Genomic DNA, 25,832 nt, shown 5'->3' with positions numbered 1-25,832 from the left:
ATGCCCAATATGGGGTGAAACGCCAGTGTTCCGCTGGGGTGCTCATCTATTCGAGCGGTCTGAAAAACAGTGTCCACGGGTTACCCTCGGCCATGTGGCGGCAGGTTGGTGCCCGTGCCGCGGCTATTTAGCGGCCGGAATCAAAAAATCCCGGACTTGCGGCCCGGGATCTTCGAAATTCGATGAAAGGCTGATCAATAGCCGCCGTAGCCGCCGCCATAACCACCGCGATAGCCGCCGCGCGGGCAATCGTCGATGTAGCGGCGTCCGTAGCGGTCGCGATAGTAGCACTGGCCGGGCTGTTCCTGGACGCTGCCGATGACGGCGCCAGATACGCCGCCGATCGCTGCGCCGACTGCCGCGCCACGGACGTTGCCGGTGACTGCGCCGCCGATGATCGCGCCGGATGCTGCGCCGATGCCTGCGCCCTGTTCGGTCGGCGTGCAGCTTGCGATAGACAAGCCGACCAATGCGAGCATAAGAACTTTCTTCATTTACTCTCTCCAACGTTAGTTAAGCCGAACCCCGGCCAACGTCGTCCCAATTCTTCAGCTCCACCACGATGGGCTGTCTTTACAGTCCTGCAACGATAGAAAATATCGTGCAAAATATGATTGTCTATTGGTGGTTAGCAGTTTTTTTCATTGCTGAAAAAAGACGGCCTTCCGTCTGGAGAAGAAAACAACTGGCCGCGAGGCAGAAAATCCGCCTCCTCTCTAAAGTAGAGGTTGATCGGTTTGCGAAAAAGTCAAATGATGCCCCTTGCCTCTGGAGGAGGCGAGGAGGAAAATATGGCAAAAGTGACTTTGACGGTGAACGGCCGTTCGGTCAGCGGCGAGTGTGAGGATCGCACGCTGCTTGTCCATTTCATCAGGGAAAAACTCGGCCTGACCGGAACCCATGTCGGCTGCGACACCAGCCAGTGCGGGGCCTGTGTCGTGCACATGGACGGCAAGTCGGTGAAGAGCTGTTCGATCCTGGCCGTCCAGGCTTCTGGCTCCAAGATCACAACCATCGAGGGTCTGGCCGCCAATGGCGAGCTGCACCCGGTTCAGGCCGCCTTCAAGGAGCATCATGGCCTGCAATGCGGCTTCTGCACGCCGGGCATGGTGATGACATCGGTCGACATGATCAACCGCCATGGCGGCAAGCTGGACGAGAAGACGGTGCGCAGCGAGCTCGAAGGCAATATCTGTCGATGCACCGGCTATCACAACATCGTCAAGGCAGTGCTTTCGGCCAATGCCGAGATGAATGCCGCAAGCCAAGCGGCCGAATAGAGTTTCACCGAGACCGTCTGGCAGAGCGCCGATGATTGACGTCTTGGCGTGGCGCCAGGCCCGCAACCCCGATGGGAGGATGTGATGGGCGTGGAAGGCATTGGTGCGCGCGTGGCGCGCAAGGAAGACAAGCGATTTCTGACGGGCAAGGGGCGCTACACCGACGACATGGTGACGCCGGGCATGAAATATGCCTATTTCGTCCGCAGCCCGCATGCACATGCAAGGATCAAGAGCATCGACACCTCCGCGGCTCTTTCCATGCCGGGCGTGATCGGCGTGCTCGACGGCAAGCAATTGCTTGATGACGGCATCGGCAACCTGATCTGCGGCTGGATGATCCATTCCCGCGACGGATCGCCGATGAAAATGGGCGCGTGGCGGCCGCTGGCGGTCGATACCGTGCGCTATGTCGGCGATGCAGTCGCCATCGTCGTTGCCGACAGTCTGGGCGAGGCGCGCGATGCGGCGGAAGCCGTAGCAATCGACTACGAGGAGCTGCCTGCCGTCGTCGAGGCGGTGGATGCGTTGAAAGCCGGCGCGCCGCAGATCCATCCGGAAGCGGCAAACAACCTGATTTTCGACTGGGAGCTTGGCGACGCGGCAGCGGCCGACAGGGCGATCGCCGAGGCCGCGCACGTCACCGAAATCGAGATCCACAACAACAGGCTTTCGCCTAACGCCATGGAGCCGCGCGCCACGCTCGGCATCTATGATGCGGCCGAAGACCATTATACCTGCTACACGACCAGCCAGAACCCGCATGTGGCCCGGCTCGTCATGAGCGCCTTCTACAATGTCGCGCCGGAAAACAAGCTGCGTGTCATCGCGCCCGATGTCGGCGGCGGCTTCGGCTCGAAGATCTATATTTACCCGGAGGAAATCGTCTGCCTTTGGGCATCGAAAAAGACCGGCGTGCCGGTCAAATGGACGGCCGACCGCACGGAGGCCTTCCTGACCGATGCGCATGGCCGCGACCACGTTTCCAAAGTCAGTATGGCTTTTGACGCGCAAAACCGCATGACGGCGCTGAAGGTCGATACGATCGCCAATCTCGGCGCCTATATGTCGCTCTTCTCCTCGGCGGTGCCGACCTATCTCTATGCAACGCTGCTGTCGGGGCAATATGCCATTCCGGCGATCCATGCCAATGTCCGCACGGTCTATACCAATACCGTACCCGTCGATGCCTATCGCGGGGCAGGGCGGCCGGAGGCGACCTATCTGCTGGAGCGCACGGTGGAAACGGCGGCGCGCGAACTCGGCGTCTCGCCGGCGGAACTCCGGCGGATCAATTTCATCCGTTCGTTCCCCTATCAGACGCCTGTGATCATGAATTACGACGCCGGCGACTACGAGGCTTCACTCAACGCCGCCATGCAGCAGGCGGACTGGGCCGGCTTCCCGGCTCGCAAGGCGGAGGCCGCCCGCCGCGGCATGAAGCGCGGCATCGGCATGGCCTGCTACATCGAGGCCTGCGGCATCGCGCCCTCGCAGGCCGTGGGATCGCTAGGGGCCGGCGTCGGGCTCTGGGAATCGGCCGAAGTTCGGGTGAACGCGGTCGGAACGATCGAAGTGCTCACCGGCTCGCATAGCCATGGCCAGGGGCATGAGACGACGTTTGCGCAGCTCGTGGCGGATCGCCTCGGCGTGCCGATCGACAGCGTCTCCATCGTCCATGGCGATACCGACAAGGTGCAGATGGGCATGGGCACCTATGGCTCCCGCTCGGGCGCCGTCGGCATGTCCGCAGTCGTCAAGGCGCTCGACAAGGTGGAGGCGAAGGCGAAGAAGATCGCCGCACACCTGATGGAGGCCGATGAGAGCGATATCGTCATCGAGAATGGCGAGCTGAAGGTGGCGGGCACCGATAAAACATTGCCGTGGTTCCAGGTGGCGCTGGCCTCCTATACGGCGCACAATCTGCCCGCGGGTATGGAACCTGGCCTCAAGGAAACCGCCTTCTACGATCCGGCGAACTTCACCTTTCCGGCCGGCTGCTACATCTGCGAGGTGGAGGTGGACCCGGAAACCGGCAAGACGGAGATCGTGCAGTTCGTCGCCGCCGACGACTTCGGCAATATCATCAATCCGATGATCGTCGAGGGGCAGGTGCATGGCGGCATTGCGCAGGGTATCGGCCAGGCGTTGCTGGAAGGCGTGCATTACGATGAGAGCGGCCAGCTTCTGACCGCGAGCTTCATGGATTACACTATGCCGCGCGCAGACGATCTGCCGTTCTTCCAGCTTTCGCATCAGAACACGCCTTGTCCGAACAATCCCCTGGGTATCAAGGGATGCGGCGAGGCCGGCGCCATCGGCTCGCCGCCGGCGCTGATCAACGCGATTACCGATGCCATCGGCAACAACAGACTGACCATGCCGGCGACCCCGCTCAAGGTGTGGGAAGCGGCGCGGGCCACGGCCTGAAGCGAGAGGAGGATAGAACAATGTATGCAACGAATTACCATCGCCCCTCCTCGGTCGACGAAGCCGTCAAGCTTCTATCCAATACCGACGAAGGCAAATATGTCTCCGGCGGCATGACGCTGATCGCCACCATGAAGCAGCGCCTGGCATCGCCGAGCGATCTCGTCGATCTCAGGCATATCCCTTCGATCAAGGGGATACGCGTCGATGGCCGCAGGGTCACGATCGGCGCGGCGACCACCCATGCGGAGGTCGCCTCTTCCGCTGCGATCCGCGCGGTCTGTCCGGCGCTCTGCGACCTTGCCGGCATGATCGGCGATCCGCATGTCCGGCATATGGGCACGATCGGCGGCTCCATCGCCAACAACGATCCAGCGGCGGACTATCCGTCGGCGATGCTGGCGCTGAATGCTACGATTGTCACCGACCGGCGCCAGATCGTGGCCGACGATTTCTTCCGCGGCCTGTTCGAGACGGCGCTGGAGGGGGCTGAGCTCATCACCTCCATCGCCTTCGATGCGCCCGAGCGGGCAGGCTATGCCAAGTTCCCCAATCCCGCTTCGCGCTACGCGATGACGGGGGTCTTCGTCGCCAAAGGGGCAGGTGGGGTGCGTGTCGCCGTTACCGGCGCCGGCGCCAACGGCGTGTTCCGCCATGCCGAGCTGGAGCAGGCGCTTGCGGCGAATTGGCTGCCGGAGGCGGTGGCGGGCGTGACAGTCGACCCCGCGGAGTTGCTGTCAGATCTGCATGCAACGGCCGAATATCGCGCCAATTTGATCAAGGTCATGGCCAAGCGTGCGGTGGCGGCTGCATAGATCAGCCGCGAACGAGCTCGGAGCGGGGGTTTACCCTCCGCTCCGGATAGAGTGTTTCCAGCACGGTTTCGATTGTCAATTTGACGTGAAGGGTTATTCTTGTCTGGAATTGTTCAAAATTAGGGGCCATTTGCCGCAGTCGGGCGCGAAAGCAAAGTGGAGGGGTTGACGTGCGAACCGGCATTCTCGAAAACGGTCGCACGGTTCTGGAGCATATGATGGATTTCGAAGCATTTTTTAAAGGCGAGCTGGAAGGTCTTCACAATGAGGGCCGTTATCGGGTTTTCGCAGATCTCGAACGCCGCCGTGGCAATTTCCCTCGCGCTGTCAGACATACCCCCAACGGCCCGCAGGAAGTGACCGTCTGGTGCTCCAACGACTATCTCGGCATGGGCCAGCATCCGAAGGTGATCGAGGCGATGAAGCAGGCGATCGATCACTGTGGCGCGGGTGCGGGAGGCACCCGGAATATTTCTGGCACCAACCACTATCATGTTCTTCTCGAGCAGGAACTCGCCGATCTGCACGGCAAGGAATCCGCCCTGATCTTCACCTCGGGTTACATCTCCAACTGGGCTACGCTCGGCACGCTCGGCGCGCGCATTCCCGGCCTCGTCATCTTCTCGGATGCGCTGAACCATGCGTCCATGATCGAAGGCATTCGCTATGCGAAGTGCGACAAGGTCATCTGGAAGCATAATGATCTGCACGATCTCGAAGCCAAACTGAAGGCTGCCGATCCGAAGGCGCCGAAGCTGATCGCCTTCGAGAGCGTCTATTCTATGGATGGCGATATCGCCCCCATCAAGGAAATCTGCGATCTCGCCGACAAGTATGGCGCGATGACCTATCTCGATGAAGTGCATGCCGTCGGCATGTACGGTCCGCGCGGCGGCGGCATTGCCGAGCGCGAGGGGCTGATGGATCGCCTGACCGTCATCGAAGGCACGCTCGGCAAGGCGTTCGGCGTCATGGGCGGCTATATTGCTGCCTCCACCGCGCTCTGCGATTTCATCCGCTCGTTTGCGTCGGGCTTCATCTTCACGACCTCGCTGCCCCCGGCTCTGGCGGCGGGCGCCGTCGCCTCGATCCAGCATCTGAAGGTCAGCCAGTTCGAACGCATGCGCCATCAGGATCGCGTGCGCAGACTGCGCGCCCAACTCGACGCATCAGGCATTCCGCATATGCCGAACCCGAGCCATGTCGTGCCTGTGATGGTGGGCGATGCTGCCAAGTGCAAGTGGATTTCGGACCTGCTGCTCGACGCCGGCGTCTATGTGCAGCCGATCAACTATCCCACAGTGCCGAAGAAGACCGAGCGCCTGCGCATCACGCCGACGCCGCTGCATTCGGATGGCGATATCGAGCAGCTCGTCGGTGCGCTGCACGCACTCTGGTCCCGCTGTGCGCTGGCAAGGGCCGTTGCGTAAGGAACGGCCGGTAAGCTAGACGTGCTGTTTAGCTGCCACCAATCGTAAGTTTATACTTATACTTACGCGTTACGCGGCCTTCTCCCGCTGAGCGACGAGCGCGGCGGCGCGGCGGCGCGCCTCGGCGTCGGCCGCAAAGACGGCATCCATGGTGTCGGCGCTGCCGGTCGCGATCATCTCGTCCATGACGGCTTCCGCAATGTCGGCCATTTCGAGGAAGCCGATGCGGCCGTCGACGAAGGCGTGAAAAGCGATCTCCTCAGCCGCATTCATGATTGCGCCCTGCAGGCCGCCACGCTCCAATGCGGTGCGGGCAAGGCGCAGTGCCGGGAAGCGCACTTCATCCGGCGCCTCGAAATCGAGCCGCGCGAGCTTGGCGAAATCCAGCCGGTCGACGCTGAGCTTCGTGCGGGCGGGATAGGTCAGCGCATAGCCGATGGCGGTGCGCATGTCGGGACAGCCGAGCTGCGCCAGCACGGAGCCATCCGTGTAGCCGACCATCGAATGAATGACGGATTGCGGGTGGACCACGACCTCGATCTGATCGGGCCGGACATTGAACAGGTGCTTGGCCTCGATCATCTCCAGCGCCTTGTTGAACATGGAGGCGCTGCCGATCGAGATCTTGAAGCCCATCGACCAGTTGGGATGGGCGCGGGCGGTTGCCGGCGTGACATTGGCCATCTGCTCGCGCGTCCAGGTGCGGAAGGGGCCGCCCGACGCGGTCAGGATGATGCGCTCCACCGCGTGCTGCTGGTCGTCTTCCAATGCCTGGAAAATGGCGCTGTGTTCGCTGTCGACTGGGATCAGCCGGCCGCCGCCTTCGGCAACGGCGCGCACGAAGAGATCGCCGGCGGAGACGAGACATTCCTTATTGGCAAGCGCGATATCGGCGCCACGGCGGGCAGCTGCCAGCGTCGGTGCGAGACCGGCGGTGCCGACGATCGCGGCCATCGCCCAGTCGGATGGCATGGAGGCGGCCTCGATCAAGGCATTCTTGCCGGCGCCGACGGCAATGCCCGATCCGGCAAGCGCATCCTTCAGCTCCCGATAGCGCTCCTCATTAGCGGTCACCGCGAAAGCGGCGCCGCAGGCCTTGGCCTGCTCGGCCAGCAGGCCGATATTGTCATGCCCGGTGATGGCGGCGATATCGAAGGCGTCGCGCCCGCCAAGCTGGGCGATGACGTCGAGCGTATTCTGGCCGATGGAGCCGGTCGAACCCAATATCGTCAGGCGCCGACGCCCCTTGCTGGCGGTGTTCATTCATGTATCCGCATTTGCTGCTGCTTCCCAAGGCTCTACAGGGGATTGCCGGGAGCGGCAAGTCCGGAGCCATGCAACCGCTCCTCCGGTGGTACACGCAGAAAGCGATCACGCAATTAGTCATATTTTTTCCAATCTCCATTGAACCAAATGCAAACTGCTGCGTTTTCCGACCACCTGAGTGCGGAGGGTGGAGAATGGTTTTCAAGGCGGCAACGTTTCACGGCATGGAGCTCTATCTGGAAAACGAGCAGGCCAGGCGCTCGGCGCTGGAATCCGCCGTTGCCAATGCGCTCGCCGTCGCCGGCGGAATCGATGCTTCCGATGTGAGCGTGATCGCGGCAGGCCAGGAAATCCGCCTGCACGGTTCGGTCGCGACCTATCAGGAGGTGAAGCGGGCAACCGCGGTCGCGGAATCCATTCCTGGCGTGCGGTTGGTGAGGAATAGGATCGCGGTAGGGTAAGCGCGAGCTTCAATCCTTGTTCATCCCGCGTCCGATGGGGATTACGAGGGCATACCCGATCCGGGCGAGAAGATCATCTATGATGTGCTACTGGTTGCCGATCCCGAGACCGGACGGTCGTGACTTCTACGATGCAGATTTTGGTGGGACTGTCGATGCAAGAATGGCGGAGGCGAAAGCCTGCAACGTGGCCTCTCGATCCGTTGCGATCATTGCGGCCGCCAGAGACACGAAATCATGTGGGTGGATGCAAACCTGCAGATGCTCTGCTCTCAGCTTGTCACCCATGTTGAACGATAGCGACGCATGCCGTTCATGCGGAAGGCCATTCGGGGTCCATAGCCCGATGGAGATCTCATGCCTATCACTTACATGTTTCCACCGGCCAAAGGGTCGGCGTACTCTGGAACGTTCTAACATCCGTTTTTTCATGCGAGCTATCCATATCAGACGTGAAGAATGTGCAGACAAGGAATAGGAGCAAAATTTAAAACGGGGGAGGCTTTTCGCCCACTAATATCGACAGCTCCCCGCCGCGGTAGGGCATAACTTTAATTCCGACGGCCGCTGATCTTAGGCCAGTCGTCAGAGGCGACGGGTCGGGCGCTGTCACAATTACACCATAAGGTTTTGGTACTATCATCCCTGACGGATTAGGAATAACGTTTACCCCAGCACGGGAGAGCGCGTTCGCAATATCTTGAGCGAAGGCAAGTGACTCTGCGTCGCTTGTAAAGCTGAGAACTACTTGTTGTATTTTGCCAGCTACGGCGGTTGCTAGTTTGTCTGAATCTTCTGGTGAAAGATGCCTTGACGAAAGGGCTGCTTGAAGCTTGAGGCGACTCGCCCTTTCGGCTTCTAGCCTCTCCTGTAGTGCAACTGCTTCCAATTTCAGTTGGTCAGACGATTTTTTAAGCTGGGCAGATCTCTCGTCGGCCTCCGATGCTTGCTTTTCAAGGGTAGCTGTCCGTTCTTTTGCCTCGAACTGAAATTTCGCTAGTTCGCGATCTTTTGCATTGGAAATCTCCGTTGAGGTTTGCCACATCACCCAGCTCGCTGCAACGGTAACGGCCGTGAAGACGACTGCCGAAGCCCCGGCTATCAAATACGTCCAATTGGCAACTGAATTAGCAGTTTCAATGGAAATTCCGAACATACTATCTGACCGCTTCATTGAAATTGCCGTTGTGTTTGTTAGTTTTCTTGGTCTTCTGCGGGCTATATTTCTTTTGATTTCTATTTTTGTGCGACTTTATTGGCAATCTGCCGATTGTGCGTAGCTCCGCGGGTTCTAAAAATCGTCGCGTGAGAAGTTCGCGCAAGCATTGGTGACGAAGACCAATGCCGACTTCCAAGTAAAACGTGATTTCAATCGAACTTAACGAATACACAACCTCTGCCTGCGGCAGCGATCTGGATAAGGTCATTTGTGGATTTGGACCCTGGCACCCAAATCTGAGCGCCTTTGCCTGCAGCTGCAGCAGCAATCATGATCAAGTCATTTGTTGACTTCCCGGCTTTGGTCAAATCGAGACCGCCGCCGGATGCAGCGATTTGAATGCATTCGTTCGTAGTTTTCATCTCATCTACCCCCAAGGCGCCTATTTCTTTATCGTGAGTGTTTCGTCAGATCTAAAACGCGCCTCGGTGTATTGGATAACAATCCACTTCTCTATCGTGATAGAATACCCGAGCTCACGTTCAGCGGCAGGCTTGATTGCCTTGAACGCCGTTACTGCGGCATCGATGTCTGAGAAGGTCGCTTCAAGTGTCGTATTGGGCAATTTTCTCCATTTGGGCTCAGAACTCCCCTTAATCCAGGGTTCCCAGCCAAGGCTCTTCGCCGCTTTTAAGAACGCAGAATGCGGCGAATGCGCTTCGCCGAGGTCATAGGTCGCTATAAACAGTGCCATCTTGTTCTCAGCTGTTAGATTGCATTTTAATGCAATATTAGTCGCCCGTGAGTCGCAAGATATGGATCAGATTATCCCCTTTTATCCTCCTTAATTCACCCAGCCGAGGGCAGGAACTTGACAGGTAGCGGTGGAGAAAGGCTCTGCGGAAAACGTTGAGCAGGTACGGCACAAGACGCCACGGTCCGATGGTGTCATCGATATTATCCGTGCGAGGAAAGCTAATCTATCTCTCCTAAGCGTTACCGTTCAGCTTCGATGAACGACTTATCATGCTGGCGTCGAGGATCGGGCGACCATCCGCGCATGAGCGCCTGCTCGAAACCGTCCAAATTGAGCAGGCTTGGCTCAATAAGGGTCAAAATCATTTGTACGCGTTGAAGCCCGATGTTCTCTCAATCTCGACCACGCGATCATCATTCAGGCTGAAATAATGGTGATCTCGACGCGATTCGAACGCGTGACCCTCAGATTAGGAATCTGATGCTCTATCCTGCTGAGCTACGAGACCACTTGGCATGATCCATACAAAAGCAGAGGCCCGAAGCCAAGCCTTTTTGCGTCGTGGGGACAATCTGTCTTGAGCGTGCACCCCGCGCGGCTTTGAAGGCTGCGCGGGGAATCGGTGAGAAGCCTTAGGCGTTGAGGCGCTGTTCGGCGAGGCGCACCCAGTAGGAAATGCCGTGGGCGATGACTTCGTCGTTGAAATCGTAGGCCGGGTTGTGCAGGCCGGCGCTGTCGCCGTTGCCGACGAAGATGAAGGCGCCGGGGCGGGCGTTGAGCATGTAGGAGAAATCCTCGCCGCCCATCATTGGATCGATATTCGGGATGACATTGCCGGCGCCCGCAATTTCCTCGGCCACCGCAATCGCATGATCGGTCTCGTCGGCATGGTTGAAGGTGACGGGATAGTTGCGGTGGAATTCGATCTCGACTTCGGCGCCGTGGCTCGTCGCGATGCCTGTCACGATCTGCTTGAAGCGCTGTTCGGCAAGGTCGCGAATCTCAGGGTCGAGCGTGCGCACCGTGCCGCCGAAGCTCGCATCGTTCGGGATGACGTTATGCGCATTGCCGGCGTTGAACTTGGTGACGGAAACCACCACCGATTTCAGCGGATCGGCGCTGCGCGAGGCGATGAGCTGCAGGTTGGAGACGATCTGCGCGCCGATGGCGATCGGATCGATCGTCCTGTGCGGCATGGCGGCATGGCCGCCGAGGCCCTTGATGGAGACGGTGAATTCATCCGTCGCGGCCATGATCGCACCCTTGCGGATGGCGAAGTGGCCGACCGGAAGGCCGGGCATGTTGTGCATGCCATAGACTTCGGCGATGTGGAAACGCTCCATCATGCCGTCCTTGACCATGGCGTCGCCGCCGGCGCCGCCTTCTTCCGCCGGCTGGAAGATGACGGCGATGTTGCCGTTGAAATTGCGGTTCTCGGCGAGGTATTTCGCAGCCCCCAGCAGCATGGCGGTGTGGCCGTCATGGCCGCAGGCATGCATCTTGCCTGGAGTTTGGGAGGCATAGGGCTTGCCGGTGATTTCGGTGAGCGGCAGGGCGTCCATGTCGGCGCGCAGGCCGATCGTGCGCCCTTCGCCCTTGCCGCGGATCAGGCCGACGACGCCGGTGCGGCCGATGCCGGTCACCACCTCGTCGACCCCGAAGGCGCGCAGTTTCTCGGCCACGAAGGCGGCCGTATTTTCAACGGCATAGAGGAGTTCGGGATGCGCGTGGATATGGCGGCGCCACTCGGTCACTTCGCCTTGAAGTTCTGCGGCTCTGTTCAAGATCGGCATATGCTGATTTTCCTGCTGCTCAATATCGATTCTGGTTCAACCTGCGGGTCCTTGGCACAGCCTGGGCGGGCCTCTTGCGGCCCTTGCTGCGTGCCATCGGGAAATAAAGTCGTCAATCGCCTTTGCCTTCTCCTAGCCATATAGGTTAAATAGACGAAGCTTTCGAGAAAATTCCGGACTTCTGAAGGATAGATCGTGCCGACGAAGCAGAATCGTTTGTATGCCGCCCTGCGGCTCGTTCCTATGGCCGCAGCAGCATCCATGCTTTTCCTGTCGACCGCGCAAACGGCCGGAGCCAATCCGCATATTCTCGTCGATGTCGGCACCGGGCGCGTTCTCGACCAGCAGGAGGCCTTTCGCCGCTGGTATCCCGCCTCTCTCACCAAGCTGATGACGACTTACGTCACGTTCCGGGCAATCCAATCCGGTCAGGTCCGGCTCGATACACCGGTGGTCATGTCGAAGCTTGCTGCCGCACAGCCGCCGGCGAAGATGTACTTCAAGCCGGGCCAGAAGATGACGCTCGACAATGCCTTGAAGATGATGCTGGTCAAATCGGCAAACGATCTCGCCATGGCCGTTGCCGAGACGGTCGGCGGCTCACAGCAGGGCTTCGTGGCGCGGATGAATGCGGAAGCCGCGCGCCTCGGCATGCGCGACTCGCATTTCATCAACCCGAACGGCCTGCCCGGCAAGGGGCAATATACGACGGCGCGCGATCTTGCCATTCTCAGCGTCTCGCTGCGCCGCGAGTTCCCGCAATATGCCGGCTATTTCTCGCTCGAAGGCTTCACCAACGGCGTGAAGCAGGTGCCGAACATCAATATGCTTATCGGACGCTTCGAGGGCGCCGACGGTATGAAGACCGGCTTCATCTGCGCGGCCGGCTTCAACCAGATCGCCTCGGCGACCCGCAACGGCCGCACGCTGATCTCGGTCGTCCTCGGAACCGACAGCCTGGCGGCGCGTGCCGACGATTCCGCCAATCTCCTCGAAAAGGGTTTCCAGAATCAGCTGTCCACCAACGATACGCTGGCGACGCTCAGGCCCGATATGCCGGTTACCGGCGAGGTCGCCGATGTCACGGCCGATATCTGCAGCGCCAAGGGCGCGCAGGCGCGCAGCGAAACCCGCGATCCGTTCGGCCGCACCAAGGTCCAGTCGCCCTATATCCACGAAATGGATCACGAGCCCAATTTCGTCTATGCCGGCCTGATCGGCGGCCAGGACATCGCGACGGCCGCCAAGGGCGACAAGGACGATGTGACCGCCCGAGGCGACAAGGCGATCAAGGACAGCAAGGTCGCGATTTCCGTCGGCGCCAATGTGCCGGTTCCGATGCCGCGTCCCACTTTCTAGAGCGGTTCAGCGTTTCACGGAAACTCCGAACCGCTCCGTCTTTTTGTTTTCATGCAATTCCGGACGGAAAGCCGCGACGCACTTTCCTGGAATTGCTACAATTATCGGATAGTACCCATGAGCGTTTCGCAGCAAAGAGTGCCGGTTGCCATCCTGACCGGCTTCCTCGGTGCGGGTAAATCGACCCTGCTCAACCGCATCCTCAAGGATGAGGCGATGCGCGATGCAGCCGTCATCATCAACGAGTTCGGCGATGTCGGCATCGACCATCTGCTGGTGGAAAGCTCCGGCGATTCCATCATCGAGCTTTCCGATGGCTGCCTGTGCTGCACGGTGCGCGGCGAGCTGGTGGATACGCTGGCAAACCTCATGGACGCGATGCAGACAGGGCGCATCCGGCCGCTGAAGCGCGTCGTCATCGAAACGACCGGCCTTGCCGATCCCGCGCCCGTCATGCAGTCGGTCATGGGCAATCCGATCATCGCCAACAATTTCGACCTCGATGGCGTCATTACCGTCGTCGATGCCGTCAACGGGCTGCAGACGCTCGACAATCATGAAGAGGCGCGCAAGCAGGTGGCGGTTGCCGACCGGCTGATCGTGTCGAAGACGGGGATTGCCGGTGCCGTGCCGGAGGCTGAGCTGGAGAGCAGGCTGAGGGCACTCAATCCGCGCGCGCAAATCCTGAATGCCGATAGCGATGAAGCCGGCCGCGCAAGCATTCTCATCAACGGCCTCTACGACCCAGCATCCAAGATCGCCGATGTCGGCCGCTGGCTGCAGGACGAGCTTCAGGCGGACGACGATCACCATCACCACGATGACCACGATGATCACCACGATGACCACGGCGGCCATGGCCATCATCACCATCATGGGCACCATCACGGCCATCGGCATCAGCACGCTCATGATGTCACGCGTCATGACGGATCGATCCGCTCCTTCTCCATTGTCGAGACGCAGCCCATCGATCCGATGGCGCTCGAAATGTTCATCGATCTCCTTCGTTCGGCGCATGGCGAAAAGCTTTTGCGCATGAAGGCGATCGTCGCCGTCTCCGACCGGCCGGAGCGTCCCGTCGTGCTGCATGGCGTACAGAACATCTTCCATACGCCGGTGCGGCTGCCGGCCTGGCCCGATCCCGAGGACCGGCGCACGCGCATGGTCATCATCACGAAGGATCTGCCCGAGGATTTCGTGAAGGGCCTGTTCGACGCCTTCCTCAGCAAGCCGCGTGTCGATACGCCTGACAGGGCGGCGCTGGAGGACAATCCGCTGGCGGTGCCGGGGATGAAATTTTAGCTAAGTCCCGATGAAATCCAACAACCCGCTTCGCGCTCGAAGCTCCTTGTCGCCAGCGGGGAGAAGGTGGCCCGAAGGGCCGGTCAGGGCGCTTTCCCGATTTGAATTCATGGACTTCCGTGCGCGTGGCGGGTACCCCCTCATCCGCCTGACGGCACCTTCTCCCGCTGGGGAGAAGGGGTGTGCGGCAGCGTACCTGCCTCATGTGCGATTGCCCTCATGGTGAGGCGGGAGCGCAGCGAGCCTCGAACGACGAGGATGGCCACGGTCGCAAATGCTCACCCCTTGCGGATCACAAAGCGATGGCCGCTGACTGTCTTCTCACTCACGAGAAGCGTGTGGCCCTTTTCGTTGCAGAGATGCGGGATGTCGATGACGGCGAGGGGATCCGTGGTTTCCACGGCCAAGGTCGCGCCGCTTGCCATGCCGCGCAGGCGCTTCTCCGTCTTGATCGCCGGATAGGGGCATTTCAGGCCGCGCAGATCGTAGATCTCGGTATCGGGACTATTCACTCTTCGCCCAGAACTTCCAGAAAGGCGGCTTTTTGGCCTCGGTCTGCGCGGTCTCGACGGCGGGGTTCGGCGCATAGGCGAGCGCGTTCAGGCCGGGGTTCATCGGATTTGCCGTCGGGATCGGCACATTGGCCGGAATATTGGCCGCAACGACCGGACCGGCCGCGGGCTGCTGTGCTGCCGCTTCGGGGGTTGCTATCGCAGGGCTTGCCGCTGCCACGCGAATGCTGGCCGTCGCCGGATTGGCCGTCGGGCTGACTGCCGTGCCGCCGCGCGCGACCTGCTGTGCGGACTGGTTGGCCATCATCGATTCGAGATCGGCGACTTTCATCATCTTGCCGGCGGCAAGCGCGGTGCCTGTCGGAGCATAGGCGATATCGTGGCCCTTGCGCTGCTTGGCGACGATGGCCTTGCGCTCGGCTTCGGTCGGGTCGTACCAAGCCATGCCGTCGAACTTCTTCGAGGCAGCGGCATAATCCGTCTGATATTGCTTGTCATAGGTCGCCAGCGCCATCTGCAGAGCCGGCGGCGTCGTCATGACAGGGCATTTGCCGCTGGCGTTGAATGGACCGCTGGCCTGCTGGTTGAAGACATATTTCTTCTCGCAGACCTCGACCTCGGGCGGGCGCTTGGTGACTTCGAAATTATCGTAGCCGACCTTCAGCATCTTCCAGAATTCGATATTGGGGCTGAGGCGGTGCTTCCACATGTTTTCCGCCGTCATGCGGAAGGGGAAGGCTTCGAGCTGAACGGCCTTCTGGCCGCCCTTGAAGGCGTCGCGCGCGAAGGCATAGATTTCCAGCACCTGCTGGTCGGTCATCGAATAGCAGCCGGACGACGAGCAGGCGCCGTGGATCATCAGATTGTTGCCGGTGCGGCCATTGGCGGCATCGTAGCGGTTCGGAAAGCCGGTGTTGATCGCGAGATAGTATTTTGAATTCGGGTTCAGGTTGGCCGGCGTCAGCATATAGAAGCCTTCCGGCGCCTGCCGGTCGCCTTCCTTCACCTTGGGGCCGAGACGGCCGGACCAGGCGCAGATCTTGTAATCGGCGATGACTTCGAAACGATTGTTCTGGTTCGCCTTTAGGATCTCCATCACGCCTTCTTCCTTGAAGATGCGGATCATGATCGGCGAGTTGCGGTCCATGCCCTTCTTGGCCATGTCGGCGAGGATATGGTTCGGAAGCGGCTGTTCGACCTTGTTCTTCACCTTCGACAGGTCGATCGACGCGGTGTCCAGCGCGTCGTTGCAGCCGGCGAGCGCCAGCGCCATCAGGGAGACATAGGCAAGGTGACGAATGCGCATTCTGACTTGGTCCATAAATGCGAAGAGTGGCAGCTCGATCTGTTTCGCCACTCCCCTCGAAGCATGAAACGGAATCATAGGCGGTTTATACTTGAAAATTCCTTACCAGCCTATGACGTGCCCGCAGCGCGTCGGCAAGCTTTTCTTTGCCATAATAGCTTCGATAACGGAAATGTGGCCAAGGTTTGGCCTCATTCCCGCTTCCGGCGATCACTTTTTTCGAATGCTGCTCAGAGATTGCGGCCGATGTTGAGGAATTTCTGGCGGCGGTCGCTGCGCAATTGTTCGCCCGAACGGCTGGAAAGTTCAGCAAGCGCGTTCGCAATCGTTTCGCCGGCCGCGCTTATCACGGCGTTAGGATCGCGATGGGCGCCGCCGACGGGCTCGGGGATGATGCCATCGATCACGCCGAGGCTTTTCAGATCATCGGCGGTTATCTTCATGTTGGTGGCGGCTTCCTTGGCGCGCGTTGAATCGCGCCACAGGATCGACGCCGCGCCTTCGGGCGAAATCACGCTGTAGATGGAATGTTCGAGCATATAGACGCGGTTGCCGACGGCAATCGCGATGGCGCCGCCCGAACCGCCTTCGCCGATGACGATGGAGATGATCGGCACCTTCACGCCGAGACACATCTCGGTCGAGCGGGCAATCGCTTCGGCCTGGCCGCGCTCTTCGGCACCAACGCCCGGATAGGCGCCGGCGGTATCGACCAGCGTGATGACGGGCAGCTGGAAGCGATCGGCCATTTCCAGAATGCGGATCGCCTTGCGGTAGCCTTCCGGCCTGGCGCTGCCGAAATTGTGCTTCAGGCGGCTTTTGGTGTCGTTGCCCTTTTCCTGGCCGATGAGGGCGACCGGCTGGCCGCGGAAACGGCCAAAGCCCGCCTGGATGGCAGCATCCTCGGAAAATTGACGATCGCCGGCGAGCGGCGTGAATTCCGTAAACAGGGTATTGGCATAGTCGACGAAATGCGGGCGCTGCGGATGACGAGCGACCTGCGTCTTCTGCCAGGCGTTGAGCTTGGAATAGATGTCGGCCATCGCCTCGCGGACGCGGATTTCAAGCCGTCCGACTTCTTCGGACGTGTCGATGCTTTCGTCTTCGCTCGCCAGTTTCTTGAGCTCGTGAATCTTGCCTTCGAGATCCGAGATGGGTTTTTCGAAGTCCAGATAATTGTGCATGAGGTGCGTTTCCGATCCTTTTGCCCGTGACGAGAGATGGCGGCTTTGGCCTGTATGCCGGTCCTAATCCTGTTTTTTTGCCTGTTTGGCAAGGGGGTGATGCGTTTGGACCAGCTGATGGAGGCGTTCTTCCAGCACATGTGTGTAGATTTGTGTCGTCGAAATGTCCGAATGGCCGAGAAGTTCCTGCACCACGCGCAGGTCCGCGCCGTTGGCGAGAAGATGGCTCGCGAATGCATGGCGCATCACGTGCGGCGAGATCATCGAAGGCGTCAGGCCGGCCCGGATGGCAAGATCCTTGAGATCGCGCGCAAAGACCTGACGCGGCAGATAACCCTGCTTGGATGCGGCGGGGAAAAGCCAGGGATTTTCGGATAGCGGCTGCCTGGCCTTGGCTGAAATCGCGGCCTGCAGACGACCATAGGCCTTCAGGGCCGAAATGGCGGTCTGTGATAGCGGCACCAGCCGCTCCTTGTTGCCCTTGCCGCGGATCATCAGGAAACGACCTTCCTGATCCAAGACTTTTGCCGGCAGAGAGACGAGCTCGCTGACGCGCATGCCGGTGGCGTAAAGCATTTCCAGAAGCACCAGCATGCGCAGGCGCTGCAGCTGATCAGGCCCTTCGACCGCCGCCTCCCGCTCTGCCTGGGTCAGAAGCCTCGTCACCTCATCGACGCCCATCGTCTTCGGAAGGGCCCGGCCCTTCTTGGGCGCATCGAGAATTCCGGTGGGATCGTCGGTACGCAGACCTTCGGCATAGAGGAACTTATAGAATTGCCGCATGGCGGAGAGGCGGCGTGCCTGGGAGGACGGCTTGAAGCCCTGGCTCGACAGGCTGGAAAGATAAGCGGCCAGATCGCTGGGACCGGCTTCTGTCAAGCGGATACCCTGGCCGGACAGGAAGGAATGGAGGTCATCGAGGTCGCGCTCGTAGGATTGCAGCGTGTTGACGGCGGCACCCCGCTCGGCGCTCATCATCTCCAGAAAAGCTTCCAGGTGCACGCGCCCCAGATCCCTCTTGCCCGCTCGTACATTCTCGGCCGGCGCGCTCATGGTTTCAGCGAGCCTGTCGTCGGCGGGTTGAGGCGCTCGGGGGCAATGCGGATCGTCACGTCGCGCGGCTGGGGATCGACGAAGAGCACGAGAGCCCACATCGCTCCATATATCGATCCGGCGATGACCGCGCAGATGACAAGGAAGCGAAACAGGGTGGGCATTCGAAAACTCTCCTTCGCCGTTCATTGGCGCGGCGATGCGCAATAATTATGTCCTTCAAGAGTTAGCCGAAGGATAATGCAGACATGTTTACGGCAGCGGCGTCTTGACGCTACCGGTGCATTTGACGATACCGTTTCCAAAGAAATTGTGAATGGGCCGATGAGTGAACAAGTCCTGACCCTTGCCGAGAGCCTCAGAGACAGGGCGCGCGCTGCGCTGGGTCAGCGCAATCTTGTTTTCGTGGGATTGATGGGAGCAGGGAAATCCTCGATCGGCCGGCCCGTTGCGCAGCAGCTCGGCCTTCCCTTCGTCGATACGGATGCCGAGATCGAGCGCGTGTCGCGCATGACGATCGCCGAATTGTTTGCCGCCTATGGCGAACAGGAGTTCCGGGCGCTGGAGACGCGCGTCATCAAGCGGCTGCTCAAGGGCGGTCCGCGCGTCGTCTCGACGGGCGGCGGCGCGTTCATCAACGAAAGCACGCGGCTGCACGTCAAGCGCGGCAGCCTTTCGGTCTGGCTGAAGGCCGATCTCGATGTGCTGTGGGAGCGGGTGAACAAGCGTGATACGCGCCCTCTGCTCAAGACCGAGAATCCGAAACAGACCCTCGAGAACCTGATGAATGCACGCTATCCGATCTACGCGGAAGCCGATATCACGGTTCTCTCCCGCGACGTAAGCAAGGATATCATGGTCAGAGAAGTCCTTGCCGCCATCGCCGAGGGAAAGAAAGCAGAAAGCAAAATGCCATGAATGCGATTGCACCGGCCTCCGCAGAGCGTCTCGTGCGCGTGCCTCTCGGCGAGCGTGCCTACGACATCCTGATCGGCCCCGGCCTGATCGCGCGTGCGGGCCAGGAGATCGCAGCGCGGCTGAAGGGCCGCAAGGCGGCCATCGTCACGGATGAAAACGTCGCGCCGCTTTATCTCGCTGCATTGGCCGCCAGCCTGGAGGCGGCCGGGATCGAGGCTTCCAGCCTCGTTTTGCCAGCCGGCGAAAAGACCAAGAGCTTCGAGCATCTGATCACCGTTTGCGATGCGGTGCTGACCGCGCGCGTGGAGCGCAATGATGCGGTGATCGCGCTTGGCGGCGGCGTCATCGGCGATCTTGCGGGCTTTGCCGCCGGCATCGTGCGCCGCGGCGTTCGTTTCGTTCAAGTGCCGACATCGCTGCTGTCGCAGGTAGATTCGTCCGTCGGCGGCAAGACCGGCATCAACACCCGTCACGGGAAGAACCTCGTCGGCGTCTTCCACCAGCCCGATCTCGTGCTTGCCGATACCGATGTGCTGAATACGCTGAGCGAGCGCGAATTCCGCGCCGGCTATGCCGAAGTCGCCAAATACGGGCTGATCGACAAGCCGGATTTCTTTGCCTGGCTCGAGGGCAACTGGAAGGATGTTTTCGCCGGTGGCACGCCCCGTATCGAGGCGATTGCCGCAAGCTGTCAGGCAAAGTCCGATGTCGTCGTTGCCGACGAGCGTGAAAACGGGGCGCGTGCCTTGCTCAATCTCGGCCACACCTTCGGACATGCGCTGGAAGCGGCCACCGCCTATGACAGCCGCCGGCTGGTGCATGGCGAGGGTGTCGCGATCGGCATGGTGCTGGCGCATGAATTTTCCGCCCGGCTCAATCTGGCAAGCCCCGATGACGCCAAGCGTGTCGTAGCGCATCTGAAGGCCGTGGGCCTGCCGACGCGGATGGATGATATTCCGGGCGAGCTGCCGCCGGCCGAAGCGCTGATGGATGCGATCGCGCAGGACAAGAAGGTCAAGAGCGGCAAGCTCACCTTCATCCTCACGCATGGCATCGGTCAGTCCTTCGTTGCCGACGATGTGCCGTCTTCCGAAGTCCTGAGCTTCTTGAAGGAAAAACATCCCTGATGACCGTCGAGGGCATGCTGGCTGTTCTGTGGGAATATTGGCCCGAGATTATCTCGATCGTGGCCCTGGTGCTGCTTTCCGCGTTTTTTGCCGGCTCGGAGACAGCGCTGACGGCGGCTTCGCGCAGCCGTATCCATACGTTGGAAGCCAATGGCGACAGGCGGGCCGGCATCGTGCGGCTCTTGATAGAGCGCCGCGACCGGTTGATCGGCGCGCTGCTGATCGGCAACAATCTCGCCAATATTCTGTCGTCCTCGCTTGCGACCAGCCTGTTCCTGGGTCTGTTCGGCAATTCCGGCGTGGCGATCGCCACCGCCGCCATGACGGTCATTCTCGTCATTTTCGCGGAGGTTCTGCCGAAGAGCTGGGCCATTGCGACGCCGGACCGCTTCGCGCTGAATGTCGCCGGTGCGACACGCCTCTTCGTCATCGTCGTCGGGCCTGTGTCGAGCGTCGTCAATGCCATCGTGCGCCAGATCCTCGGTATCTTCGGCGTCAATCTCTCCCGGGAGGTATCGATGCTGACGGCGCATGAGGAGCTGCGCGGTGCCGTGGATCTGCTCCACCGCGAGGGATCGGTGGTCAAGGCGGACCGCGACCGTCTGGGCGGTCTGCTCGATCTCGGCGAACTGGAACTCTCCGATATCATGGTCCACCGTACGGCGATGCGTGCCATCAACGCCGACGATCCGCCTGAGGTGGTGGTGCGGAGCATTCTCGACAGCCCCTATACGCGTATGCCCCTTTGGCGCGGCACGATCGACAACATCATCGGCGTCGTGCATGCCAAGGACCTGCTGCGGGCGCTGGCGGAACGCAATGTCGAACCGGAAAATCTCGATATCGTCAAGATCGCGCAAAAGCCCTGGTTCGTGCCCGACAGCACCAATCTGGAAGATCAGCTCAATGCCTTCCTGCGCCGCAAGCAGCATTTCGCGGTCGTCGTCGACGAATATGGCGAGGTACAGGGCATCGTCACCCTGGAGGATATTCTGGAGGAGATCGTCGGCGATATTGCCGATGAGCACGATCTCGATATCCAGGGCGTGCGGCAGGAGGCCGACGGATCGATTGTCGTCGACGGCGTCGTGCCGATTCGCGATCTGAACCGCGCCCTCGACTGGGATTTGCCTGATGAAGAGGCGACGACGATTGCCGGCCTCGTCATCCACGAATCGATGACCATTCCGGAAGAGCGGCAGGCTTTCACCTTTTACGGCAAACGCTTCATCGTGATGAAAAGGGAAAAGAACCGCATCACGAAACTGCGCATTCGCCCTGCCGAAACCGAAGAGGCAAAGCCGGTTTAGGGCGTCTTGCGGTGTCTACCAGCGCACCGCTTCTCCGGGCGCCGCCGGCTCCACCGCCAGTGCATGCAGGCCCGCGTCCAGCTCCGGCTTCAAAAGCTCGTTGATCGCCCTATGGCGCGCAAGGCGCGGCATGCCGGAAAACTTGGCGGAAACGATTCGAATTCTTATATGGGTTTCGCCGGTTCCCGTCATGTCGGGCTGATGACCCGCGTGAAGGTGGCTTTCATTGATGACGGCAAGGCGCTCTGGCGCGAAGGCGTCGATGAGCTTCCGCTCGATGCGGGATTGCAGTATCGTTTCCATATTCCCGCTTCGACCTCGTTCTCGAAAAAAGGCTCCCACAAAGCCTGTAACATTCCTGTTTGTCAATTCTTGTTGTGGGGTATCCAAGGCCCCATAATTAGGACGCCATGAGACTTGATTCAAAATATTTCGATCGTATCCGCACCCGCCGCAAGCGCGCGCAGGAGCCCGAACAGGGTCCGCCGACGTGCCAGTGGGACGGCTGCGACAAACACGGCACGCATCGCGCCCCGGTGGGGCGCAATGCGGAAGGGCAGTTCTTTTTGTTCTGCTTCGAGCACGTCAAGGAATACAACAAGGGCTATAACTATTTCTCCGGCCTCTCGGACGGGGAAATCGCGCGCTACCAGAAGGAAGCCATCACCGGCCACCGTCCGACCTGGACGGTCGGGGTGAACAAGGCTGCCAAGCATAGCCCGCTTCATTCCGATATCCGTTCCGGCGCCTATTCCCGAGTCCGCGATCCCTTCGGCTTCGTAAGGGAAGGCGAAGGACAGGGCCGAGGCCCGCGTTTTCCGCAGCAGCGCAAGCTCAAGACGCTGGAAGCGAAGGCCTTCGATACAATGGGCCTCGGCGCCAATGCTTCGGCCCCGGAAATCAAGCGCCGCTACAAGGAATTGGTAAAAATGCACCATCCCGATGCCAATGGCGGCGACCGCGGATCGGAAGAGCGTTTTCGTGCAGTCATTCAGGCCTATCAATTATTGAAACAGAACGGTTTTTGTTAATTCCTGTTCTTGCTCTCCGCCTTCAATCAGGTATGGTCCAAATCGGCTGAAGCTGCGGGCAACCGCGGCAGGGTGCGCATTTGGCTGGCTGCACCTCGGTCAACTTTCCGGACGCGGCGTTTCTTGTCCGGGACTCTGTTCAAGGATGCTCGCAAGCGATCACATCATCGCGCCGAGATTTTGCTTTAGTCCCGGAGAAGTATCGCCGCTGTTCCGACCGAACGGATGCGGGCAACAAGCTGCGGCGTTTCGGACAAATCGGCTAAGTTTGATATGGCAGGGTGAGAGCCACCCGCCCTGGAGACATGATGAGCAAGATTGACCTTGATATTTCCGAGATCCCCGATACCACCGTTTCGGTCCGTGAGGTTTTCGGCATCGATTCCGATATCCGCGTGCCCGCCTACAGCCAGGGCAGCGCTTACGTGCCCGATCTGGATACGGACTACCTCTTCGACCGCGAGACCACGCTTGCCATCCTCGCCGGCTTCGCTCATAACCGCCGCGTGATGATCTCGGGCTATCACGGCACCGGCAAGTCTTCCCATATCGAGCAGGTCGCCGCCCGCCTCAACTGGCCGTGCGTGCGCATCAATCTCGACAGCCATGTCAGCCGTATCGACCTCGTCGGCAAGGACGCGATCGTCGTCAAGGACGGCCTGCAGGTCACCGAATTCAAGGACGGCATCCTGCCCTGGGCCTATCAGCACAATGTCGCGCTCGTCTTCGACGAATATGATGCCGGCCGTCCGGACGTGATGTTCGTCATTCAGCGCGTGCTGGAATCCTCGGGCCGCCTGACCCTGCTCGACCAGAGCCGCGTCATTCGTCCTCACCCGGCCTTCCGCCTTTTTGCGACGGCCAACACGATCGGCCTCGGCGACACGACCGGCCTCTATCACGGCACCCAGCAGATCAACCAGGCGCAGATGGACCGCTGGTCGATCGTAACGACGCTGAACTATCTGCCGCACAATAACGAAGTCGATATCGTGCTGGCGAAGGTGAAGTCCTTCCGCACCGACAAGGGCCGCGACACCGTTTCCAAGATGGTCCGTGTTGCCGACCTGACGCGGGCGGCCTTCATGAACGGCGATCTGTCGACCGTCATGAGCCCGCGTACCGTCATTACCTGGGCCGAGAACGCGGAGATCTTCGGCGACGTCGCCTTTGCCTTCCGCGTCACCTTCCTCAACAAGTGCGACGAGCTGGAGCGGCCCCTGGTCGCCGAGCACTATCAGCGCGCCTTCGGCGTTGAGCTGAAGGAAAGTGCCGCCAACATCGTGCTCGAAGCCTAGAACATTTCCGCTTTTCTTCGAATCGCGAAAACGTTCTATCTTTTTGTTTTGACGCAATTCCGGATAGAAAACTGCTATGCATTTTTCCTCGAATTGCTTTAGGGAAAAGCCGATACATCATGTCAGGTCGCGGAGATAATTCCAAAGCGAAGCCGGGTGCACCGGTGGACATGGAGCCGTTGCGCCGGGCGATCACCGGCTGCGTCCGCTCGATCGCCGGTGATGCCGAGGTCGAGGTGGCCTTTGCCAACGAACGCCCGGGTATGACCGGCGAGCGCATCCGCTTGCCGGAGCTTTCGAAACGGCCGACGGCCCATGAGCTCGCGGTGACCCGCGGCCTCGGCGATTCGATGGCCCTGCGGCTTGCCTGTCATGATGCACGTGTCCATGCCGTCATGGCACCCCAGGGTGCGGATGCCCGCAGCATCTTCGATGCCGTCGAACAGGCCCGTGTCGAATCGATCGGCTCGCTGCGCATGAGCGGCGTCGCCGCCAACCTCAATTCGATGAATACGGAAAAATACGCCAAGGCGAATTTTTCCGGCATCGAGCGGCGCGAGGATGCGCCGATCGGTGAGGCCATGGCCATGATCGTGCGCGAGAAGCTAACCGGTCAGAAGCCGCCGGAAACCGCCGGCAAGGTGCTCGATCTCTGGCGTCCCTTCATCGAGGAAAAGACTGGCGGCGAGCTCGATAACCTGCTGTCGTCCATCAACGACCAGCAGAGCTTCGCCCGTATCGTCCGCAACATGCTGACGGCCATGGAGATGGCCGAAGAATATGGCGACGAGCAGTCGGAGCCCGACAGCGAGGATCAGCAGAGCGAAGAGGACAAGCCGAGCGGCGAGGACCAGGATAACGACGAGGTCAAGGAAGACGAGGGCGCCGATGCCGCGCCCGCGGAGGATAGCGAAGCTTCCGACGAGCAGATGGAAGACGGTGCGACCGAAGACGGCGGCGAGATCTCCGACGACGACATGAGCGAAGAGGGGGAGGAAGATTCGGAAACGCCGGGCGAAACCCGCCGTCCGAACACGCCCTTTGCCGACTTCAACGAGAAGGTCGACTACCACGTCTATACCGAGGAGTTCGACGAGACCACCACGGCACAGGAACTGTGCGACGTAGCCGAGCTCGAGCGCCTGCGTGCCTTCCTCGACAAGCAGCTTGCGCATCTGCAGGGTGCCGTCGGCCGGCTTGCCAACCGTCTGCAGCGTCGCCTGATGGCGCAGCAGAACCGTTCCTGGGACTTCGATCTGGAAGAGGGGTATCTCGATCCGGCCCGCCTGCCGCGCCTGATCATCGACCCGATGCAGGCGCTGTCCTTCAAGATGGAGCGCGATACGCAGTTCCGCGATACGGTGGTGACGCTGCTGATCGACAATTCCGGCTCGATGCGCGGACGGCCGATCACGGTGGCAGCTTCCTGCGCCGACATCCTGGCCCGCACGCTGGAGCGTTGCGGCGTGAAGGTCGAAATCCTTGGCTTCACCACCAAAGCGTGGAAGGGCGGTCAGGCGCGTGAAAAGTGGCTCGCGAGCGGCAAGCCGCAGACGCCGGGCCGGCTGAACGATCTGCGCCACATCATCTACAAATCTGCCGACGAGCCCTATAGACGGTCTCGCAGCAACCTCGGGCTGATGATGCGCGAAGGCCTGCTCAAGGAGAATATCGACGGCGAGGCCTTGATCTGGGCGCATAACCGCCTGCTCGGCCGCCGCGAGCAGCGCCGTATCCTGATGATGATCTCGGACGGTGCACCGGTCGACGACTCCACGCTGTCGGTCAATCCGGGCAATTATCTGGAGCGGCATCTGCGCGCCGTGATCGACCAGATCGAGACGCGTTCGCCGGTGGAACTGCTGGCAATCGGTATCGGTCATGACGTGACGCGCTACTACCGCCGCGCCGTCACCATTGTCGATGCCGACGAGCTTGCAGGCGCGATGACGGAGCAGCTTGCCTCGCTGTTCGAAGATCAGACCAGCATGCCGCGCTCGCGCATGCGCCGCGCCAGCTGAGCCCGCTGCGTTGTTTT

At 60.4% G+C, this 25,832-nt stretch carries 25 protein-coding genes and 1 tRNA gene; 13 read left to right on the top strand and 13 right to left on the bottom strand.

What is annotated here, in order from left to right; genetic code table 11:
• Positions 1 to 194: 194 nt before the first annotated feature.
• Positions 195 to 494, bottom strand: a complete 300-nt coding sequence (locus C7U61_RS16760) for a glycine zipper domain-containing protein (RefSeq protein WP_069612891.1) — start codon at positions 492 to 494, stop codon at positions 195 to 197.
• Between the two features lie 297 nt (positions 495 to 791).
• Between C7U61_RS16760 and C7U61_RS16755 the strand changes: the two genes are divergently transcribed.
• The 4 genes from C7U61_RS16755 (at position 792) to hemA (ending at position 5,955) form a co-directional block, all read left to right on the top strand.
• A complete protein-coding gene (locus C7U61_RS16755; protein ID WP_106999220.1) occupies positions 792 to 1,280 on the top strand; it encodes a (2Fe-2S)-binding protein in 489 nt (162 codons plus the stop codon).
• Positions 1,281 to 1,364: 84 nt separating this feature from the next.
• Entirely contained in the window at positions 1,365 to 3,710 is a 2,346-nt protein-coding gene (locus tag C7U61_RS16750) for a xanthine dehydrogenase family protein molybdopterin-binding subunit (protein WP_106999219.1), read from the top strand.
• Between the two features lie 20 nt (positions 3,711 to 3,730).
• Positions 3,731 to 4,525: a xanthine dehydrogenase family protein subunit M gene (locus tag C7U61_RS16745; protein WP_106999218.1), complete on the top strand. Its 795-nt coding sequence runs from the start codon at positions 3,731 to 3,733 to the stop codon at positions 4,523 to 4,525.
• 218 nt (positions 4,526 to 4,743) lie between these two features.
• A complete protein-coding gene (gene hemA, locus C7U61_RS16740; protein ID WP_106999509.1) occupies positions 4,744 to 5,955 on the top strand; it encodes a 5-aminolevulinate synthase in 1,212 nt (403 codons plus the stop codon).
• Positions 5,956 to 6,024: 69 nt separating this feature from the next.
• Here the strand turns inward: hemA and dxr are convergent, their stop codons facing one another.
• Positions 6,025 to 7,218, bottom strand: coding sequence for a 1-deoxy-D-xylulose-5-phosphate reductoisomerase (gene dxr / locus C7U61_RS16735; RefSeq protein ID WP_106999217.1), 1,194 nt, complete (start codon positions 7,216 to 7,218; stop codon positions 6,025 to 6,027).
• Positions 7,219 to 7,415: 197 nt separating this feature from the next.
• Between dxr and C7U61_RS16730 the strand changes: the two genes are divergently transcribed.
• Positions 7,416 to 7,682 carry a BON domain-containing protein gene (locus C7U61_RS16730; RefSeq protein WP_106999216.1) on the top strand — a complete coding sequence of 89 codons (267 nt, stop codon included), beginning with the start codon at positions 7,416 to 7,418 and terminating at the stop codon, positions 7,680 to 7,682.
• A gap of 487 nt (positions 7,683 to 8,169) precedes the next feature.
• On the opposite strand, the gene C7U61_RS16725 is transcribed toward C7U61_RS16730, so the two are convergent.
• The 5 genes from C7U61_RS16725 to C7U61_RS16705 all read right to left on the bottom strand — a co-directional run bounded on the left by C7U61_RS16725 (position 8,170) and on the right by C7U61_RS16705 (position 11,391).
• Positions 8,170 to 8,856 (bottom strand): hypothetical protein, encoded by a 687-nt coding sequence (locus C7U61_RS16725; RefSeq protein WP_106999215.1) that lies wholly within the window; start codon positions 8,854 to 8,856, stop codon positions 8,170 to 8,172.
• Positions 8,857 to 9,050: 194 nt separating this feature from the next.
• Complete coding sequence (locus tag C7U61_RS16720; RefSeq protein ID WP_146143959.1) at positions 9,051 to 9,263, bottom strand: hypothetical protein; 213 nt, start codon at positions 9,261 to 9,263, stop codon at positions 9,051 to 9,053.
• A gap of 20 nt (positions 9,264 to 9,283) precedes the next feature.
• Positions 9,284 to 9,595: a hypothetical protein gene (locus tag C7U61_RS16715; protein WP_106999213.1), complete on the bottom strand. Its 312-nt coding sequence runs from the start codon at positions 9,593 to 9,595 to the stop codon at positions 9,284 to 9,286.
• 434 nt (positions 9,596 to 10,029) lie between these two features.
• A tRNA-Arg gene (locus C7U61_RS16710) sits at positions 10,030 to 10,106 on the bottom strand.
• A gap of 124 nt (positions 10,107 to 10,230) precedes the next feature.
• Positions 10,231 to 11,391 carry a M20 aminoacylase family protein gene (locus C7U61_RS16705; protein WP_106999212.1) on the bottom strand — a complete coding sequence of 387 codons (1,161 nt, stop codon included), beginning with the start codon at positions 11,389 to 11,391 and terminating at the stop codon, positions 10,231 to 10,233.
• Between the two features lie 243 nt (positions 11,392 to 11,634).
• Here C7U61_RS16705 and C7U61_RS16700 point away from each other — a divergent pair, with 243 nt between their 5' ends.
• Positions 11,635 to 12,750 carry a D-alanyl-D-alanine carboxypeptidase family protein gene (locus C7U61_RS16700; protein WP_181315871.1) on the top strand — a complete coding sequence of 372 codons (1,116 nt, stop codon included), beginning with the start codon at positions 11,635 to 11,637 and terminating at the stop codon, positions 12,748 to 12,750.
• 117 nt (positions 12,751 to 12,867) lie between these two features.
• The gene (locus tag C7U61_RS16695; RefSeq protein ID WP_106999210.1) at positions 12,868 to 14,055 is read left to right on the top strand and encodes a GTP-binding protein; all 1,188 of its coding nucleotides are present in this window, start codon (positions 12,868 to 12,870) and stop codon (positions 14,053 to 14,055) included.
• 278 nt (positions 14,056 to 14,333) lie between these two features.
• On the opposite strand, the gene C7U61_RS16690 is transcribed toward C7U61_RS16695, so the two are convergent.
• From C7U61_RS16690 to C7U61_RS19550, 5 genes are all read right to left on the bottom strand, one after another.
• Positions 14,334 to 14,567, bottom strand: coding sequence for a sulfurtransferase TusA family protein (locus tag C7U61_RS16690; RefSeq protein WP_106999209.1), 234 nt, complete (start codon positions 14,565 to 14,567; stop codon positions 14,334 to 14,336).
• Positions 14,560 to 15,873, bottom strand: a complete 1,314-nt coding sequence (locus C7U61_RS16685) for a murein L,D-transpeptidase family protein (RefSeq protein ID WP_106999508.1) — start codon at positions 15,871 to 15,873, stop codon at positions 14,560 to 14,562. Before C7U61_RS16685 ends, C7U61_RS16690 begins: the two co-directional genes overlap by 8 nt.
• Positions 15,874 to 16,103: 230 nt before the next feature.
• Positions 16,104 to 17,057 (bottom strand): acetyl-CoA carboxylase carboxyltransferase subunit alpha, encoded by a 954-nt coding sequence (locus C7U61_RS16680; RefSeq protein ID WP_106999208.1) that lies wholly within the window; start codon positions 17,055 to 17,057, stop codon positions 16,104 to 16,106.
• A 63-nt stretch (positions 17,058 to 17,120) separates the two neighbouring features.
• Positions 17,121 to 18,110, bottom strand: a complete 990-nt coding sequence (xerD, locus tag C7U61_RS16675) for a site-specific tyrosine recombinase XerD (RefSeq protein ID WP_106999207.1) — start codon at positions 18,108 to 18,110, stop codon at positions 17,121 to 17,123.
• On the bottom strand, positions 18,107 to 18,274 hold the full coding sequence (locus tag C7U61_RS19550; protein ID WP_167078112.1) for a hypothetical protein: 168 nt from the start codon (positions 18,272 to 18,274) through the stop codon (positions 18,107 to 18,109). The genes xerD and C7U61_RS19550 overlap by 4 nt, the downstream gene beginning before the upstream one ends.
• A 160-nt stretch (positions 18,275 to 18,434) precedes the next feature.
• Between C7U61_RS19550 and C7U61_RS16670 the strand changes: the two genes are divergently transcribed.
• From C7U61_RS16670 to C7U61_RS16660, 3 genes are read left to right on the top strand one after another with little or no spacing between them, the layout of a single operon-like run.
• A complete protein-coding gene (locus C7U61_RS16670) occupies positions 18,435 to 19,028 on the top strand; it encodes a shikimate kinase (protein ID WP_106999206.1) in 594 nt (197 codons plus the stop codon).
• The gene (aroB, locus tag C7U61_RS16665) at positions 19,025 to 20,155 is read left to right on the top strand and encodes a 3-dehydroquinate synthase (protein WP_106999205.1); all 1,131 of its coding nucleotides are present in this window, start codon (positions 19,025 to 19,027) and stop codon (positions 20,153 to 20,155) included. The genes C7U61_RS16670 and aroB overlap by 4 nt, the downstream gene beginning before the upstream one ends.
• A complete protein-coding gene (locus C7U61_RS16660; protein ID WP_106999204.1) occupies positions 20,155 to 21,465 on the top strand; it encodes an HlyC/CorC family transporter in 1,311 nt (436 codons plus the stop codon). The genes aroB and C7U61_RS16660 overlap by 1 nt, the downstream gene beginning before the upstream one ends.
• Before the next feature lie 15 nt (positions 21,466 to 21,480).
• On the opposite strand, the gene C7U61_RS16655 is transcribed toward C7U61_RS16660, so the two are convergent.
• Positions 21,481 to 21,768: a BolA family protein gene (locus tag C7U61_RS16655; RefSeq protein ID WP_106999203.1), complete on the bottom strand. Its 288-nt coding sequence runs from the start codon at positions 21,766 to 21,768 to the stop codon at positions 21,481 to 21,483.
• Between the two features lie 107 nt (positions 21,769 to 21,875).
• Between C7U61_RS16655 and C7U61_RS16650 the strand changes: the two genes are divergently transcribed.
• The 3 genes from C7U61_RS16650 (at position 21,876) to cobT (ending at position 25,815) form a co-directional block, all read left to right on the top strand.
• A complete protein-coding gene (locus C7U61_RS16650; RefSeq protein ID WP_106999202.1) occupies positions 21,876 to 22,496 on the top strand; it encodes a J domain-containing protein in 621 nt (206 codons plus the stop codon).
• 308 nt (positions 22,497 to 22,804) lie between these two features.
• Positions 22,805 to 23,794, top strand: a complete 990-nt coding sequence (gene cobS, locus C7U61_RS16645; RefSeq protein WP_106999201.1) for a cobaltochelatase subunit CobS — start codon at positions 22,805 to 22,807, stop codon at positions 23,792 to 23,794.
• A gap of 119 nt (positions 23,795 to 23,913) precedes the next feature.
• Positions 23,914 to 25,815 (top strand): cobaltochelatase subunit CobT, encoded by a 1,902-nt coding sequence (gene cobT / locus C7U61_RS16640; protein WP_106999200.1) that lies wholly within the window; start codon positions 23,914 to 23,916, stop codon positions 25,813 to 25,815.
• The last annotated feature ends 17 nt before the right edge of the window (positions 25,816 to 25,832 follow it).

The organism is Rhizobium sp. JAB6, assembly GCF_003024605.1.
GTDB lineage: Bacteria > Pseudomonadota > Alphaproteobacteria > Rhizobiales > Rhizobiaceae > Rhizobium.
Note: the sequence above shows the minus strand (reverse complement) of the source record. Positions and strands in the feature narration are given on the sequence as shown.

What these genes read in the sequence shown, in the direction of transcription:
- C7U61_RS16705 (WP_106999212.1), bottom strand. Translation starts at nt 11,391, where the DNA reads ATGCCGATCTTGAACAGAGCCGCAGAACTTCAAGGCGAAGTGACCGAG.
- C7U61_RS16745 (WP_106999218.1), top strand. Translation starts at nt 3,731, where the DNA reads ATGTATGCAACGAATTACCATCGCCCCTCCTCGGTCGACGAAGCCGTC.
- C7U61_RS16670 (WP_106999206.1), top strand. Translation starts at nt 18,435, where the DNA reads ATGAGTGAACAAGTCCTGACCCTTGCCGAGAGCCTCAGAGACAGGGCG.
- C7U61_RS16730 (WP_106999216.1), top strand. Translation starts at nt 7,416, where the DNA reads ATGGTTTTCAAGGCGGCAACGTTTCACGGCATGGAGCTCTATCTGGAA.
- C7U61_RS16755 (WP_106999220.1), top strand. Translation starts at nt 792, where the DNA reads ATGGCAAAAGTGACTTTGACGGTGAACGGCCGTTCGGTCAGCGGCGAG.
- C7U61_RS16725 (WP_106999215.1), bottom strand. Translation starts at nt 8,856, where the DNA reads ATGAAGCGGTCAGATAGTATGTTCGGAATTTCCATTGAAACTGCTAAT.
- xerD (WP_106999207.1), bottom strand. Translation starts at nt 18,110, where the DNA reads ATGAGCGCGCCGGCCGAGAATGTACGAGCGGGCAAGAGGGATCTGGGG.
- C7U61_RS19550 (WP_167078112.1), bottom strand. Translation starts at nt 18,274, where the DNA reads ATGCCCACCCTGTTTCGCTTCCTTGTCATCTGCGCGGTCATCGCCGGA.
- C7U61_RS16685 (WP_106999508.1), bottom strand. Translation starts at nt 15,873, where the DNA reads ATGCGCATTCGTCACCTTGCCTATGTCTCCCTGATGGCGCTGGCGCTC.
- C7U61_RS16720 (WP_146143959.1), bottom strand. Translation starts at nt 9,263, where the DNA reads ATGAAAACTACGAACGAATGCATTCAAATCGCTGCATCCGGCGGCGGT.
- C7U61_RS16650 (WP_106999202.1), top strand. Translation starts at nt 21,876, where the DNA reads ATGAGACTTGATTCAAAATATTTCGATCGTATCCGCACCCGCCGCAAG.
- C7U61_RS16750 (WP_106999219.1), top strand. Translation starts at nt 1,365, where the DNA reads ATGGGCGTGGAAGGCATTGGTGCGCGCGTGGCGCGCAAGGAAGACAAG.
- C7U61_RS16680 (WP_106999208.1), bottom strand. Translation starts at nt 17,057, where the DNA reads ATGCACAATTATCTGGACTTCGAAAAACCCATCTCGGATCTCGAAGGC.
- hemA (WP_106999509.1), top strand. Translation starts at nt 4,744, where the DNA reads ATGGATTTCGAAGCATTTTTTAAAGGCGAGCTGGAAGGTCTTCACAAT.
- C7U61_RS16660 (WP_106999204.1), top strand. Translation starts at nt 20,155, where the DNA reads ATGACCGTCGAGGGCATGCTGGCTGTTCTGTGGGAATATTGGCCCGAG.
- cobS (WP_106999201.1), top strand. Translation starts at nt 22,805, where the DNA reads ATGAGCAAGATTGACCTTGATATTTCCGAGATCCCCGATACCACCGTT.
- C7U61_RS16695 (WP_106999210.1), top strand. Translation starts at nt 12,868, where the DNA reads ATGAGCGTTTCGCAGCAAAGAGTGCCGGTTGCCATCCTGACCGGCTTC.
- cobT (WP_106999200.1), top strand. Translation starts at nt 23,914, where the DNA reads ATGTCAGGTCGCGGAGATAATTCCAAAGCGAAGCCGGGTGCACCGGTG.
- C7U61_RS16700 (WP_181315871.1), top strand. Translation starts at nt 11,635, where the DNA reads ATGGCCGCAGCAGCATCCATGCTTTTCCTGTCGACCGCGCAAACGGCC.
- dxr (WP_106999217.1), bottom strand. Translation starts at nt 7,218, where the DNA reads ATGAACACCGCCAGCAAGGGGCGTCGGCGCCTGACGATATTGGGTTCG.
- C7U61_RS16715 (WP_106999213.1), bottom strand. Translation starts at nt 9,595, where the DNA reads ATGGCACTGTTTATAGCGACCTATGACCTCGGCGAAGCGCATTCGCCG.
- aroB (WP_106999205.1), top strand. Translation starts at nt 19,025, where the DNA reads ATGAATGCGATTGCACCGGCCTCCGCAGAGCGTCTCGTGCGCGTGCCT.
- C7U61_RS16655 (WP_106999203.1), bottom strand. Translation starts at nt 21,768, where the DNA reads ATGGAAACGATACTGCAATCCCGCATCGAGCGGAAGCTCATCGACGCC.
- C7U61_RS16760 (WP_069612891.1), bottom strand. Translation starts at nt 494, where the DNA reads ATGAAGAAAGTTCTTATGCTCGCATTGGTCGGCTTGTCTATCGCAAGC.